We start from the raw sequence: 15325 nt of genomic DNA, 5'->3' as shown, positions 1-15325 counted from the left end.
TATGGTTTTCACAAATTTTATTGTATCTTTTTAACACTTTTTTAATAATTCTAAAGCGTTGACTATGAAAAAATACGTTGGACTGCTACTGCTGGCAGTGGCTTTCATCACCAGCGCAGCCATGAGTACCCGGGCCCCCGAGGCCATGCACAGCCTGGAAGGTACCTGGGAGCTGCAGAGCTTTTGCAATTTCAGCAGCGACGATGTGGCAGATACGGTTAAGCTGGTAGACGGTTACCGGCAGGTAAAAATGTATTATGGCGGCAAGGTCATGTGGTCCCGAACGGATCCGAACGACACCATTGGCCGGTTTGGCTATGGCTCCTACCGCATCACCCAGGACGAGCTGATCGAAACCATCGAGTACGGGGACTACTACTTTATGCAGGCCCTGGACACCATCCGGGAATTCCGGTTCGAACTCATTGTGGGAGACAACACCTACAGCCAGATCACCATTGACGAGGATGGCAACCGCACCTTTTCCGAAAATTACCGCAGGGTAGATTAAGCGACAACCCCAAAAAAGAAAACCCGGGCAAGCCCCGGGTTTTTTTATAAGAAAAGCGGGAGTTATTCCACTTCTTCCTGCAGGGATTCCACTTCCTGAAGGTAGCGCTCGGCATCCAGGGCGGCCATACAGCCTGTGCCTGCAGCCGTAACCGCCTGCCGGTATTCCTTATCCTGTACGTCTCCGCTGGCAAAAACTCCGGGCTTATTCGTTTTGGTGGATTTTCCCTCGGTGATCAGGTACCCGGTGGCATCCATGTCCAGCTGCCCTTTAAAGATGTCTGTATTGGGCTTGTGGCCAATGGCGATAAAGAGGCCGGTAATGGCGATATCCTCTTTCTCCCCGGTCTGGTTGTTTACCATCCGCAGGCCTTCCACCACCTGCTGGCCCAGCACCTCATCCACTTCCGTATTGAAACGGATGTCGATATTGGGCAGGCTCATCACCCGGTTTTGCATGGCCTTGGAGGCACGCAGGTGGCCTTTGCGCACCAGCATGGTTACCTTCTTGCAGATCTTGGCCAGGTAGGAGGCCTCTTCGGCTGCCGTATCCCCGCCGCCTACAATGGCTACTTCCTGTCCCTTGTAGAAAAAGCCGTCGCACACGGCACAGGCAGATACCCCGCCCCCGCGAAGGCGTTGCTCGCTGGGCAGCCCCAGGTATTTGGCAGAAGCCCCGGTAGAGATAATCACCGTTTCGGCCTCTACCTGCTTGCTGTCGTCTATGGTTACGGTATGGATCCCGCCCGGCTCATCGCTGAATTGCACGGCCGTGGCCATTCCGATGCGCACCTCGGTGCCGAAGCGCTCGGCCTGTTGCTGCAACTGCACCATCATGGTGGGCCCGTCGATCCCTTCGGGATACCCCGGGAAGTTTTCCACTTCCGTGGTGGTGGTGAGCTGGCCTCCGGGTTCCATCCCGGTATAGATCACAGGGTGCAGGTCTGCCCGGGCAGCATAGATGGCTGCCGTATATCCGGCAGGGCCTGAACCAAGGATGAGGGTTTTAATGCGTTCTTTGGTTTCCGACATGGTCTGTTACATTAGGATTCTGGGGTAAAAGTAGCAGATTACCCCATTTCCTTACACGAAAAGTTATCAAAAGTTATAAATCCGGGATAGCGTTCACAGCCTCCCATTCCCGCAGGCGGAACCGGGGCGTTTCCGGGACCTGATACGCCTTCTGGAACACGGTAGCAAGGCTGTCTACCAGGGCTGGGTACCGGGAGGCCAGGTTCTCTTGTTCCTGTGGGTCCCGTTCCAGGTGGTAGAGCTCGGGCCCGGGGTTCAGCAGGCTGTCGTTCAGCCCCCGTTCCACCAGTTTCCAGGGGCCGGCCCGCACGGCCAGCTGGCCGCGGTATTCCGGAAAGGCCCACACCAGGGCCGGGTGCTGCTGCTGCCCTTTATGACCCAACAGGGTGGGCAGAAAACTGATGCCATCTACGCCTTCAGGGGTAGCGAAACCCACCAGCTCTGCCAGGGTAGGTAACAGGTCGTACTGGGCAGAAATATGGTCCGATTGGCTGCCCGGCGCAATCTGCCCGGGCCAGTGGGCCAGCAGGGGCACGCGGATGCCCCCTTCGTAGACAAACCCCTTGCCGCGCCCGTAGGCCGAAGGAAAGGGGTTGGCGCTACCGAACCATTCCGGCTGCGCCCCCCCGGCGTAGGAGGGGCCGTTGTCGGAACTAAAGAGGATCAGGGTGTTTTCCGCCAGGCCCTTCTCCTGCAGCAGGGCTACCAGTTTCCCGATATTCTCGTCCAGGTAGGAGATCATGGCCGCATAGGTGGCCCGGGGGTATTCCTGTGGGAAATACCCGCCTTCCGAGGCGTCGTACGGAGGCTCTTCCCCGAATTTCTCCCGGTAGTAGTTCACCCAGCGCTCCGGGGCCTGCAGGGGCGCGTGGGGGATGGGGGTGGCCCAGTAGAGGAAAAAGGGCTGGTCCGACCCGGATGCCACAAAATGGGTCAGGGCGGCAAAGATCCGGTCCGGGGCGTAGTCGTCCTGCTGGAAATACCCAAAGTCTTCCATTCCGTCCAGGGCTTCAAAACCGGTGTGCGGCGCAACGGTGTCATTGGCCAGGGCCACCCGGTGCCGATTGTGGTAGAGGTGCAGGGGGTAATAGGTATGGGCCTGTCGCTGGCAATTATATCCGTAAAATTCATCGAAGCCTTTAAGGTTGGGGACCGAAACGGTTTGCGGGGCCCCCAGGCCCCATTTGCCGAACATCCCTGTACGGTAACCCTCCTCCTGCAACCATTGGGGCAACAGCTTTTCAGAGGGCGGCAGGGGCCGCTGTCCCTCCAGGGTGGAGTCTGCAGCCATAGCCCGGTAATCCCAAACGGGACCGCGGGCTGCCCATTCGTCATTGCCGCGGATAAAGGCGTGCCCGCTGTGTTTGCCCGTAAGCAGCATGTAGCGGGAAGGGGCACAGACGGGGGCCCCGGCATAATGCTGGGTAAAGGTCATCCCCCCGGCAGCCAGGGCATCCAGGTTGGGGGTTTCGATCAGGGACTGCCCGTAGGCGCCAAGCTCCCCGTATCCCAGGTCGTCCGCCAGGATATAGATAATGTTGGGGCGAACAGGTTCCGGGGCCGGGGCTTTACAACTGCCAAGGCATCCCGAAAGAGCCAGCAGGATCAGGCGCAGAGGGCCTGCAGGATGAAAAAAGCGCATGGGTCAGGGATTTGATTTCTCCCAAGATACACCAAAGCCCCTTTTATTCCGAAGTACCGGCCCAGGTTTCCCGCACTTCCCCGCAGGTGAGCATGGCGTCCCCGAAATAGGGATTGCGGATCTCGGCATCCCGGCTAATCCAAAAGGCCCCTTTAAAATCGTCGGCCATGGGGCAGAACTGCACATAGATCGGGGCCTCGGCAGAGCCCATGGCACCTCCCAGCCCAATCAGCAGGCCGGACACCTCCTGGAATTCGGCCCGTTGGCGGTCCAGGGCTGCATCGGCTTGCACAAGGCGCCCCAGGCGGGTATTTATGCCTTCCACGGCGGAAACGTAGGCCTGCGGCCACCCGGCTGCAGGTTGGGGCAGGCTTTCCTGCATCTTACGGCCGGCGGCAATGGCACCGGGAGCATCCGAACCCACCAGGGCATCCTTTAGGGCCAAATAAGCGTCCAGCAGCCCCGGATAGGCCTGTTGCAGCCCATTGGGCCATGGGGTGTCGCCCGCCATGGGCATACGCATCTGGCCAGGGCCGGAATCCTGGTTCATCATGGATTTCTTCCCCTGCAACTGGGCGGCTGCATCTACCGTAAAAGCGCCGTGGGCCACAATTTCCTCCCCGCCAGCCAGGCCCTTCACAATGGCATAGTGCTCCCCAATGCGTTCGCCCAGATATACTTCCCGCATCTCAAAAACAGGCTGGTCGGGCCGCGGCTTCACATAGACCAGGGAACGCTCGCCGGTCCAGAGCACCGCGCTGGCCGGGATGGTGAGCCCCTGTGCCCCTGTAGATTCTCCGGTATCTACGTTTCCGGTTACAAACATCCCGGGTTTGAACAGCCCCTGCGGATTTTCCAGGGTAGCCCGTACGGTAACCGTGCGGGAGCGGGTATCCAGGATGGGATCAATAAAAGAGATGCGGGCTTCAAAGGTACTACCCGGGCGGGCATCGGTTTGGATCTGTACCGGTTGTCCCACGCGAAAGCGGTCCATTTGCCGCTCGTAGGCATCGAGCTCCACCCATACCGTAGCCAGGTTGCTCAGACGGGCAATAGGCTGGCCTGCTTTCACGTAATCGCCGGATGCCGCCAACACCTCGGTTACGGTGCCGGAAACCGTAGCGAAGACCGGGAAGGCCTCCCGTACTTTGCCGCTGGCCTCAATCTGATCCATCTGGGCGTCGGTCAGCTTCCAATTGCGCAATTTGTTCCGCACAGCCCGGTAGAGTTCCGGTTGTTCCTGCTTCAGGGGGGCGGCTGTCAGTAATTCCTGCTGGGCGGCCACCAGGCCCGGGGCATAAAGGGTAGCCAGGCGTTGCCCGCGGGATACTGACTGCCCCGGGTAGGTTACAAACAATTCCTCGATCCGGCCGTCAAAATAGCTGGCCTGAACGGCCTCGGTACTGGCATTGGGTTTGATTTCCCCGGAGAGGCGCACCATACCGTCGGCATCGGACGGGCCCTCCCCTACCCGAAGCGTGCGGATATCGGCCAGGGCCATGGCGTTCTCAGTCATACGGAACTGGTCCGGGGCCAGGGACTGATCCCCGGTTTCGGCCGGGATCAGGTCCATGCCGCAAATGGGGCAGGAACCCGGCTCGGGTTGCATGATCTGCGGGTGCATGGAACAGGTCCAGAAGGTTTCGTGCTCATGGGATTCTTCGACAACGGCCCTATCCGGGTTTTCGGGGGCCTCCCCGTTGGAAAACAACAGGTAGCCCAGTGCCAGCCCCCCCAGGGCGGCTACAGCAATAATGATCGCATTTTTTTTCATATCCTCAGGCATTTACGCATTCACATTTCGGTCTTTCCCCTGCGGGCGGCGTTTCCACCGTCGCAGGGTAGGGGAACTGATGCCCCAGAGCACAAAGCCGCTCAGCACAGTGATGAGCCCCAGCAGGGAGAAGCCCCGCAGCAGCGTTGTGTTAAAATTGTCCCGGCCTTCATAATCCATCGTATGGGTCATCCACAGGAAATCGAACCAGCGCCAGCTGCGGTGGCGTACCGTTTGGAAGGCTCCATTGGCAACAGCTACGTAAGCCTTCAGGTGGGCCGGGTTGCGGTAGCTGATCTCATAGGCAGGCAGGGGGCGCTCCCGGTATTCATGATGGGGGCCTGCGCTGTCAATTCTTTGTATCCCGGATACCTCCAGGTCCGAACGCATATAGCGCGAAGCTACCTGCAGGGCCTCTTCCCGGGTAATGCCCTCCCGCACAGCGCCGGTGCGGGCATCCACCAACTGCGACCCGTTAATCCAGTAATACGGCTGGCCGGCGATCTCCAGCAGGTGCAGGCTGCGGACTTCCGTGCCCGGCAGCAGGTCCTGGGTGCCCAACAGGCCGCTGAAACCAGTCATCTCGGGGGCATCATTTTTGAAATGGTCGCCGTGGATTTCATCCAGGTCCGTCCAACTGAAATACATGCCGCTAACCGTCCAGAACAGGAATTGGATGCCCAGGAAAATCCCGAGATAGCGGTGGGCCTTGCGGATCGTGCCCGCTGTTTTTCGATTTACCATCTTGGTTCAGGTATTAGATGCAGTTAAACGCAGGGTGCGTAACCGCAGCGCATTGGCGATCACGGAAACCGAACTGAAGCTCATTGCCAGGGCCGCAATCATAGGGGAAAGCAGCAGCCCGAATACCGGGTACAACACCCCGGCGGCCACCGGGACGCCCACCGTATTGTACACCAGGGCAAAGAACAGGTTCTGCCGGATGTTCCGCATCACGGCATGGCTCAATTCCCGCGCTTTTACGATGCCGTGCAATTCCCCTTTAACCAGGGTAATGCCCGCACTTTCAATGGCCACATCCGTGCCCGTACCCATGGCGATCCCCACATCGGCTTGCGCCAGGGCGGGGGCATCGTTAATGCCGTCCCCGGCCATAGCCACAACCTGCCCCTTGTCCTGTAAGGTCTTCACGGCATTGCGCTTGTCTTCGGGCAGCATCCCGGCCTTAAAGTCAGACAGGCCCAGGGTTTCCGCCACCGCTGCCGCGGTTTCCGGGTTGTCTCCTGTGAGCATGACCACGGCTACCCCCTGTTCCTGCAGGCGTGCAATGGCCCCTTTGCTGTCTTGCTTGACCGGGTCGCCAATCACCACGTAACCCAGGACCTTCCCGGCCTGCGCCAGGTAGGACACGGTTTTTCCCTGCTGCTGAAATTCCAGCGCTCGGGATTCCATTTCCGGGGAAAGCACAGCCCCGGCCCGTTCCATCATCCGGGCATTGCCCAGGGCAACCTGCCGGCCTTCAACTTCCGCTTCCACCCCCATACCACTAACCGCCCGGAACCCCGTGGCCTTACCCGGGGCGGTACCCCGGGCCTCGCCATAGGCCAGGGTGGCCTTGGCCAGGGGGTGCTCGCTGGAGGCATTCACGGAGACGATCAGCCGCAGCGCTTCTGCGGCATTGGCCCCGTTAAAAGCCCCTACCTCCTCTACGGCCGGGCGCCCTTCGGTAAGGGTCCCGGTCTTGTCCACCACCAGGGTACTGACCCGACTCATGCGCTGCAGGGCTTCCGCGTTGCGGATCAGGACCCCGCTCTGGGCCCCCTTCCCCACCCCGACCATCACGGACATGGGCGTAGCCAGGCCCAGGGCACAGGGACAGGCAATAATCAGCACGGCAATGGCATTCACCAGGGCGTAGACATAGGCGGGCTGCGGGCCCCAAATGGCCCAGGCCGCAAAGGTGATTGCGGACACGCCCACCACAGTGGGCACAAAATAGGCCGATATGCGGTCTGCCAGGTTCTGGATGGGCGCCCGGCTGCGGCCGGCCTCGTTCACCAGTTGGACGATGCGGGCCAGCAGGGTCTCGGACCCTACTTTCTCGGCGACCATCAAAAAGGTCTGGTTCCCGTTCAGGGTACCCCCGCTTACAGGATCTCCGGGTGCCTTATCCACCGGGATGGGTTCCCCGGAAATCATAGATTCATCTACTGTGGTTTCCCCTTCGGTGATGCGGCCGTCCACAGGGATTTTTCCTCCCGGCTTTACGCGCAGTACATCACCAGGACGCACCTGGTCCAGGGCCACGGTCTCCTCCCGCCCGTCTTGTACGCGCACGGCCGTATGGGGAGCCAGCTGCAACAATTCCTTTACGGCCGCATGGGTGCGACTGTGGGCCCGGGCTTCCAGTACCTGCCCCAGCAGGACCAGGGTCAGGATTACCGTGGCCGCCTCAAAGTACACATGCACGTTGCCGTTTTCCGTCTTAAAAGCTTCCGGGAAAAAACCCGGGAACAGCAGGGCAAACACGCTGAAAGTCCAGGCCACCCCGGCGCCAATCCCGATCAGGGTAAACATGTTCAGGTTCCAGGTCCGCAAAGACCGCCAGGCGCGGCGGAAGAACATCCAGGTGGCATAGAAAACTACCGGCAGGGAAAGCAGGAGCTGCACCCCGTTCCAGTAGCGCTGGTCCATCAGGCGGTACAAGGGGTTATCCGGAAGCATCTCGCTCATGGCAATGACAAAGATGGGCAGGGTAAAGGCAGCCGCAATCCACAGCTTGGCCAGCAGTTCGCGGTAGGTCTTTTCCTCTGCGGATTCATCCGGCGCCTGGGGTACCAGGTCCATGCCGCAAATGGGGCAACTACCCGGGCCATCCTGTACCACCTCCGGATGCATGGGGCAGGTCCACTTCCCGGAAGCGGCAGGGGCCATACGCTGTTCCTCCACCAGGGCCATCCCGCAAACGGGGCAGTCCCCCGGGGCATCGTAGGTCTTATCGCCTTCGCATTGCATGGGGCAATAGTAAACACCCGTCCCGGGGCCGCTGGCAGGCGGTTCCGGATCGGGGGCCTTATGACCCTTGGGGTGCAGGCTGTAAAGCCCGCCCGCGCCTTTTACCGCCTGCTGCAGGGTCTCCAGGGGGATGTGCCCTTCCATCTCCAGGACGGCCTCCCCGGTTTCCAGGTCTACCAGGGCCCGGGATACGCCATCTACCCCTTCCAGGGCAGCCTGCACGTGGCTCCGGCAACCCATACAGGTCATTCCATGTATGGTATATGCGTGTTTCATTGTTTCTATTTGGTGTGGGTGGCGCTAACGGTTCCGCATTTCAGCATTTTATCCCCGAAATAGGGGTTGCGGATCTCATCCACATCGCTGAACCAGTACCCGCCCTTGTTGCCAAAGGCCATGGGGCAGTACTGCTTATAGAGGGTGCCTTCCTGCAGGGCTTCGGTGAAAAAGGTTTCGGACTGGCCGATAAATTCCGAAAAAAGGGCGCGCTGGGCTTCCACATCCTGCTGGTCGCGGATCTTCCCGGCCAGTTCGCCCAGGGCGGGTTGCCCCTGCCCCAGCACCTCGGCCAGTTGCCCGGCAGCCCCGGAAGCGGCCTGGGCATCGGTTTGCACCAGGGCCAGGCGCAGGTCCATGTAGGCCTTCCACGCATCAGAAGCGGAGGCATCCGCAAAACGGGGGCCGGTTGCTGCCTCCATGGCCGCCTCAGATGGTGCGGGTTGGGATTCGACAGCGGGTTGAGCCTGCTGCGGTTTCTCTTTACAGCTTACCCACAGGGTCAGGCAAGCCAGGGCCAGGGTGTTTCTCAGGATTGTTTTCATCGTTTGCATTTTAAACATTTATTGGGTGATATAATGGATCATGGCGGATTGCAGGAAAAAAGCCTTAACCGCCTCAATCTGGCTCAGCTGGAATTTCAACTGCAATTCCTGTATTTCTAATAAGTCGTTAAAGTCGACCGTGCCGGTTTCGTAACTGCGAAGCAGGATTTGTTCCGCATTGCGGGCCTGGGCCAGGTTGTTAGCCCGTGCCTGGTAGCGTAGCCGGGCGGCACGGCGTTCAGCCCTGGCGCGCTCCAGGGCGGCCTCCAGGGTGTTGAGCCGCTGTTGCTTTTGCGCCTGCAACTCTTGTTGCTTCAGGGCATTTTGCCGGGTCCGAGACGCAAAACGCGTATCGAAGAGCGGGATGCTCAGGGAAACCATAGGCATCAGGATGTCCTTCCCGTTATCCGGAAGCGCCACATCGGGCCGCTCCTGAACGGGTACGTAATCCACCCCGAACCCGAGCATGGGGGCGCTTTCCTTTTGGTTCAGGGATTCTGCCTCTGCCACCGATTCATACAGGCGGTCGTACCGGAGGAGTTCCGGGTTCAGCCCCAGGCTGTCTGCCACAAAGGGGTCTTCCTCCGGGATGTCCACCCGATCGGGCACCATAACCGCCACTGTGGCCGGGCGGCTCAGCAAGGCATTGAAGCGGGCCTGTTCGGCTGTAAACAGCTCCGCAAGCACGCCCCGGCGCTCGCGAACCTCTTCCTGACGGATCTGCAACCGCAGCACATCAACCGCACTGGCCTGGCCTACCTCCAGGGCAGTGAGGGCCAGTTTTTCATAGGTTTTCAATAGCTCCAGGTTTTCCCCCAGCACCGCCTGCTGTGCCTGCAACTGATAGAGGTCGTAATAGGCGCGGGAAACCTCCAGGGCCAGCTTTCGACGGGCCACTTCGTATTCCTGGTACTCCGCATCTGCCATGCTATGGGCATAGCGCTCCCGAGCCGTTCGGGTACCGAACCACGGTACCATCTGCCGGGCCGAAAACCGGGCCTTCTGGGCCCCGGTACGGGTTTCCGGTTCGGAAACAAATACGCCCGCACTCAGCTCGGTATTAGGCAGCCACTGGGTTTCCTGAACCCGTTCCTGAGCTACTTCATAGCGCAAGCGGTAGGCCTGCAGTTCCGGGTTATTAGCCTCGGCTTCGGCAATGTATGTCGTCAGCTCCTGGGCGGTGGCACACAGTCCGGTAAGGACCAAGGCAAGGGTTACGATTGTTTTCATGCATTCTCGGCTTTAAGTTCCCATTCCTTTTTCCATCCGTACAGTACCGGCACCACAAAGAGGGTGATCAGCGCAATGAGCATCCCCCCAAAGCTCGGGATGGCCATGGGGATCATGATATCACTGCCCCGCCCTGTAGAGGTGAGTACCGGCAAAAGGGCCAGCAGGGTGGTTGCGGTGGTCATCAGGCAGGGTCGGATGCGCTTTTCCCCGGCTTCCACCACGGCGTCCCGAACTTCCTGGGGCGTTTTGGGCCGGTTTCGCCCAAAGGACTGGGTGAGGTAGGTGGCCATGACTACCCCGTCGTCCGTGGCAATGCCAAAGAGGGCAATAAAGCCTACCCATACCGCCACACTGAGGTTAATGGTGTGCATCTGGAAGAGATCCCTGAGGTTCTCCCCGAAAAGGCTGAAATTCAAAAACCAGCCCTGCCCGTACAACCAGAGCATCAGAAAGCCCCCGGCAAAGGCCACGGCCACACCCGAAAAGACCATCAGGGAGGTGGCTACGCTGCGGAACTGGAAATACAGGATCAGAAAGATGATCGCCAGGGACAGGGGCACCACCACGGAGAGGGTTTTAGCGGCCCGAACCTGGTTTTCATAGGTACCCGTAAAGGAAAAACTGATCCCTTCGGGCACCCGGAGCGTGCCCTGCTCAATATGATCCTTTATGGCAGCCCGGGCGTTTTCCACTACCTCTACCTCGGCAAAGCCATCCTGTTTGTCGAACAGCACATAGCCCACCAAAAAGGTGTCTTCACTCTTGATGACCTGGGGCCCCTTTTCGTAGCGGAGGGTCACCAGGCTGGCCAGGGGAACGGGGTTGCCGCCGGCCACCGGCACATAGATGTCTTTCAGCTGCTCCGGCCCGTCCCGCAGTTCCCTGGGGTAGCGTACGCGCACTGCGTAACGCTCCCGTCCTTCAACGGTCTGGGTAAGCGGCATGCCGCCCACCGCAACGGACAACACTTGCTGCACATCCTCGATGTTCAGGCCGTAGCGGGCCAGCCGTTCCCGGTCAATGTCGATCAGCAGGTAGGGCTTCCCCACAATGCGGTCGGCAAAGACCGCCTCGGGTTTTACCCCCCGGGCCTGTTTCAGGATGGGCTCCAGCTGCAGGCCAAAGGCTTCAATCTGCCTGAGATCCTGCCCTTTTACCTTAATCCCCATGGGGGCCCGCATCCCGGTTTGCAGCATCACCAAACGGGTTTCAATGGGCTGCAATTTAGGGGCCGAGGTAACCCCGGGCAGGCGGGTTACCCGGACGATTTCGTCCCAAATGTCATTCGCGTTGCGGATTTCCGGACGCCAGTTCCGGTAATACTCCCCATCCGAATCCGGCACCAGCAGGTTGCGGTCCATGCGGTACGGGTCCGGGGCATCCTCGGGCTGGGAATCCCCTTCGGCCCAGAGGTTGGGGTTAAATACCACCCGGCCGTCCTGCAACTCAAAACGCCCCTTCGCGTCCACCCGGAAACGCATGGGCTTCCCGTCCGGCCCCAACTCGTACTGCGGCCGGTATTGGATGATGTTCTCGTACATGGAGAGGGGGGCGGGATCCAGGGCGGATTCCACACGGCCGGATTTCCCCACCACCGTTTCCACCTCCGGGATACTGGCCACGGCCATATCCAACTGTTGCAGTACCCGCTTGTTCTCTGCCACGCCGGCATGGGGCAGGGAGGTGGGCATCAAAAGGAAAGACCCTTCATTCAGGGAAGGCATGAATTCGGACCCGGTGTTGCGCATAATCAGCACCCCGGACAGGATCAGGCCCAGGGGGAGACACAGGAAAGCCAGGCGATTGCGCATGGCCCATCGCAGGATCCGGGTATAGTAACGGCGGAAAACCCAAAAGATCCCCAGCAACCCAAAACAGATCAGGGAAACGAAGATCAGGTTCATCGCCAGGCTGCGGTCGAAGCCCAGGGGCCGCCAATAAGCCGCCAGCATTACGGCAATGGTCGCGGCAGCCAGGGCCATACGCAGCATTGCCCCTTTCCCGGCCAGCCAGGCACCCCAAGGGGCGCTAATCCGGCCCTGCTTCTGCAGGGTTTCCAGCAGCCCCAGGGCCCCGAAGGCAACCAGGGCCAGGCCCAGGACATATCCCTGGAACAGCCCGTACAGGCCCAGCAGGGCCACGCCCCCGTGCAGGGTATAGCGCCAAAGTATCTTCAGCCGGCGTTCCCGGAATATCCAGGCCGCAAATGGCGGAATCAGGAAAAGGGCCACAATAATGGAAGCGGTAAGGGCCATCGTTTTGGTAAAGGCCAGGGGCCGGAACAACTTGCCTTCTGCCCCGATCAGGGTAAAGACGGGGATAAAACTGATGATGGTGGTCAGCACTGCCGTGACAATGGCACCGGACACCTCGGCCGTGGCGTTGTAGACCACCGCGTTAATGCCCAGGGGATCGGATTTATCCTTGTTTTCGTGCAGGTGCCGGATGATGTTTTCCGAGAGGATCACGCCCACGTCCACCATGGTGCCGATGGCAATGGCAATCCCGGAAAGGGCCACAATGTTGGCATCCACCCCAAAGGCCTTCATGGCAATAAAGACCATAAGCACGGCCACGGGCAACAGGCCTGAGATCAGGACGGAGGCCCGCAGGTTCAGGACCATGACCACAATCACCAGGATCGTAATGAGGATTTCCAGGCTCAGGGCCTCGTTCAGGGTTCCCAGGGTTTCCTGTATCAGTTCGGTACGGTCGTAAAAGGGCACGATGGTGAGCTGGGACGTACGCCCGTCCGCCAGCACCTTGGAGGGGAGGCCCGCAGCTACCTCATCCATGCGCGCCTTGACGTTTTCGATCACCTCCAGCGGGTTGGCCCCATAACGGGCCACCACCACGCCGCCAACCACCTCGGCCCCTTCCTTATCGAGCAGCCCGCGGCGGGGCGCCGGCCCCAGCTGTACCCGGGCAATGTCCCGGATGCGGATAGCGGTATACCCCTGGGAAGTGACCACGGCATCCTCCAGGTCCTGCAGGGATTTGATATACCCCAGGCCGCGCACCAGGTATTCGGCCTGGTTGATTTCCAGGGTCTGGGCCCCGATGTCGCGGTTGGATCGGCGAACCGCTTCCACTACCTGCTGCAGGTGGATGCCATACTGCCGCATGCGTTCGGGGTCTACGTCTACCTGGTATTCTTGCACATACCCCCCAATGGACGCCACTTCCGATACCCCGGAGGCCGAGGCCAGCCCGTACTTCACGTAGTAATCCTGGATGCTGCGCAATTCCTGCAAATCCCAGCCGCCCGTTACTTTCCCCTGTTTGTCACGCCCCTCCAGGGTATACCAGAAAATCTGGCCCAGGGCGGTGGCGTCCGGGCCCAGGGCAGGGCTTACCCCCTGCGGGAGCAGGCCTTCTGGCAGTGAATTGAGTTTCTCCAGTATACGGCTGCGGCTCCAGTAGAATTCCACCCCTTCCTCAAAAATGAGGTAGATACTGGAAAAGCCGAACATGGAAGAGGACCGGATGGTCTTTACCCCCGGTATCCCCAGCAGGGATGTGGATAGCGGATACGTAACCTGGTCCTCGATATCCTGGGGCGACCTCCCGGGCCAGGCCGTAAAGACGATTTGCTGGTTCTCACCGATATCCGGGATAGCGTCTACCGGTACGGGGTCAGCAGGCAGGCCGGTTTCCCAGTTAAAGGGGGCATTGGATATCCCCCAGCCCACTACAAGTACCAGCAGGATAAAGGGGACCAGCTTGTTTTCGATCAGGAATTTAATGCCTTTGTTAAGCATGAGTGCAATTCTTAAACATGAGACGTAAGGGTGGTGTCAGCCCCAAAAGGGACTGCCCGGGCTAGGCCCAGGGAGATGACTCAGGTTTAAAAATCAAATCAGGAAACGCTGGTCGCGTACGGGAATGTCCGTGACCCGCGGCGGGGGCGAATAATCGTCGAAGGGGATATCCCGTTGCCATTCGGCCAAATCGGGAAGTACATACGTGTATACCGCCTGGAAAATGGCAGCTACCTGTACCTGTAACTCCGGGAGGGAGGCGGCCTGTTCCATCTGGTCCTGCCCTTGTACGGCCAGTTCTACATCGGAACAACACCCCATATCGGCCATCAGGTCGGACATGGCGGACATGCCGCAATCCTCGGCCGGGTGGAACAGGCTGAAGTCCACCAGGATCTTCCCGCAGAAATGCATGTCCATGGTAAAGGACAGCGTGGAAAACAACAACAGTTGTGCCAGCAAGATTGCGCCTATTTTCCGGGATAAAGATCTCATATGCAAGGTCAAAACTACAAAATTATCCCGTTTATTGCCCGGGTTTAAGAAATGTTTAGTCCGGAAATACCGGTCAGATCACCTGAAATCCCTCAGGGAAGGGGTGAGACTCGTCTATGATCAGGGTGTTGTACCCGTGCACCCAGGCGCTGCCGCGGATCTCCGGGATAATGGCCGGGAAAGGCCCGATCTGGGTCTCCCCCACAATCCGCCCCTCAAAGCGGGAACCGATATAACTCTCATGCACAAAAACCTCCCCGGGTTGCAGCCGGCCCCGGGCCGCCCACTGGGCCATCCGGGCGGAGGTGCCTGTGCCGCAGGGAGACCGGTCTATTGCATTGTCCCCGTAGAATACCGCATTGCGTGCCGTGGCGCCTTCGGCCAGGGGGGTACCTGCCCACAAAATATGGCTTACGCTGCGGATACGCGGGTCCAGGGGATGCACAAAGGGCTCCGGGTAGGCCGCATTTACCTGGCGCCGGAGTTCCCGACTCATCCCGATCAATTGGGAAGCGGTGTACGCCTGCAGGCCTTCAAACCCGGGTTGGGGATCCACGATGGCATAGAAATTACCGCCATAGGCCACATCGAGCCGGATAGGCCCCAGGGGTGAATCCGGGATCTCCAGGTCCCGGGCCGCCAGGAAGGAGGGGACGTTGGTCAGGGCCACCCAGTCTACCTTGTTGCCGGTTTGCCCGTAACGGATCTGTACCAGGCCCGCCGGGGTTTCCAGGCGTACCTGCCCCGGGGTTTTGGGGTGGATCAGCCCTTCTTCAATCCCGATGGTAATGCTGCCAATGGTGCCGTGGCCGCACATGGGCAGGCACCCGCTGGTTTCGATAAACAGGATGCCCAGGTCGTTGGCCGGGTCCGAGGGCGGGTAGAAAATGCTCCCGCTCATCATATCGTGCCCCCGGGGTTCAAACATCAGGCCCTTGCGGATCCAGTCGAATTCGCGCAGGAAATGCTGCCGGCGTTCGGCCATATCGCGACCCTGAAGTTCCGGGCCGCCTTCGGCCACCACGCGCACAGGGTTACCCGCCGTATGCCCGTCAATACACTTAAAAATATGTCTGGCCAT

At 59.8% G+C, this 15325-nt stretch carries 11 protein-coding genes; 1 reads left to right on the top strand and 10 read right to left on the bottom strand.

Annotated elements, in window-relative coordinates:
* Positions 1-64 precede the first annotated feature (64 nt).
* On the top strand, positions 65-511 hold the full coding sequence (locus OZ410_RS13745; RefSeq protein WP_277708592.1) for a hypothetical protein: 447 nt from the start codon (positions 65-67) through the stop codon (positions 509-511).
* A gap of 62 nt (positions 512-573) precedes the next feature.
* Here OZ410_RS13745 and trxB read toward each other — a convergent pair whose 3' ends face one another.
* The 10 genes from trxB to OZ410_RS13695 all read right to left on the bottom strand — a co-directional run bounded on the left by trxB (position 574) and on the right by OZ410_RS13695 (position 15325).
* Positions 574-1542: a thioredoxin-disulfide reductase gene (gene trxB / locus OZ410_RS13740; protein ID WP_277708591.1), complete on the bottom strand. Its 969-nt coding sequence runs from the start codon at positions 1540-1542 to the stop codon at positions 574-576.
* Between the two features lie 73 nt (positions 1543-1615).
* The gene (locus tag OZ410_RS13735; protein ID WP_277708590.1) at positions 1616-3184 is read right to left on the bottom strand and encodes an arylsulfatase; all 1569 of its coding nucleotides are present in this window, start codon (positions 3182-3184) and stop codon (positions 1616-1618) included.
* Positions 3185-3227: 43 nt separating this feature from the next.
* The gene (locus OZ410_RS13730; RefSeq protein ID WP_277708589.1) at positions 3228-4958 is read right to left on the bottom strand and encodes an efflux RND transporter periplasmic adaptor subunit; all 1731 of its coding nucleotides are present in this window, start codon (positions 4956-4958) and stop codon (positions 3228-3230) included.
* Between the two features lie 12 nt (positions 4959-4970).
* A complete protein-coding gene (locus OZ410_RS13725) occupies positions 4971-5702 on the bottom strand; it encodes a hypothetical protein (RefSeq protein WP_277708588.1) in 732 nt (243 codons plus the stop codon).
* Positions 5703-5708: 6 nt separating this feature from the next.
* Positions 5709-8210 carry a heavy metal translocating P-type ATPase gene (locus OZ410_RS13720; RefSeq protein ID WP_277708587.1) on the bottom strand — a complete coding sequence of 834 codons (2502 nt, stop codon included), beginning with the start codon at positions 8208-8210 and terminating at the stop codon, positions 5709-5711.
* 5 nt (positions 8211-8215) lie between these two features.
* A complete protein-coding gene (locus OZ410_RS13715; protein WP_277708586.1) occupies positions 8216-8755 on the bottom strand; it encodes a hypothetical protein in 540 nt (179 codons plus the stop codon).
* 18 nt (positions 8756-8773) lie between these two features.
* Positions 8774-9985 (bottom strand): TolC family protein, encoded by a 1212-nt coding sequence (locus OZ410_RS13710; RefSeq protein WP_277708585.1) that lies wholly within the window; start codon positions 9983-9985, stop codon positions 8774-8776.
* Positions 9982-13749, bottom strand: a complete 3768-nt coding sequence (locus tag OZ410_RS13705) for an efflux RND transporter permease subunit (protein ID WP_277708584.1) — start codon at positions 13747-13749, stop codon at positions 9982-9984. The genes OZ410_RS13710 and OZ410_RS13705 overlap by 4 nt, the downstream gene beginning before the upstream one ends.
* Before the next feature lie 93 nt (positions 13750-13842).
* Positions 13843-14244 (bottom strand): HYC_CC_PP family protein, encoded by a 402-nt coding sequence (locus OZ410_RS13700; RefSeq protein WP_420917761.1) that lies wholly within the window; start codon positions 14242-14244, stop codon positions 13843-13845.
* A gap of 73 nt (positions 14245-14317) precedes the next feature.
* Positions 14318-15325, bottom strand: coding sequence for a 4-hydroxyproline epimerase (locus OZ410_RS13695; protein ID WP_277708582.1), 1008 nt, complete (start codon positions 15323-15325; stop codon positions 14318-14320).

Origin of the sequence: Robiginitalea aestuariiviva (genome assembly GCF_029537735.1) — a bacterium.
In the GTDB taxonomy this organism is placed as follows: domain Bacteria; phylum Bacteroidota; class Bacteroidia; order Flavobacteriales; family Flavobacteriaceae; genus Robiginitalea; species Robiginitalea aestuariiviva.
The sequence above is the reverse complement of the archived record's forward strand: the minus strand, read 5'-3'. Positions and strand labels throughout refer to the sequence as shown.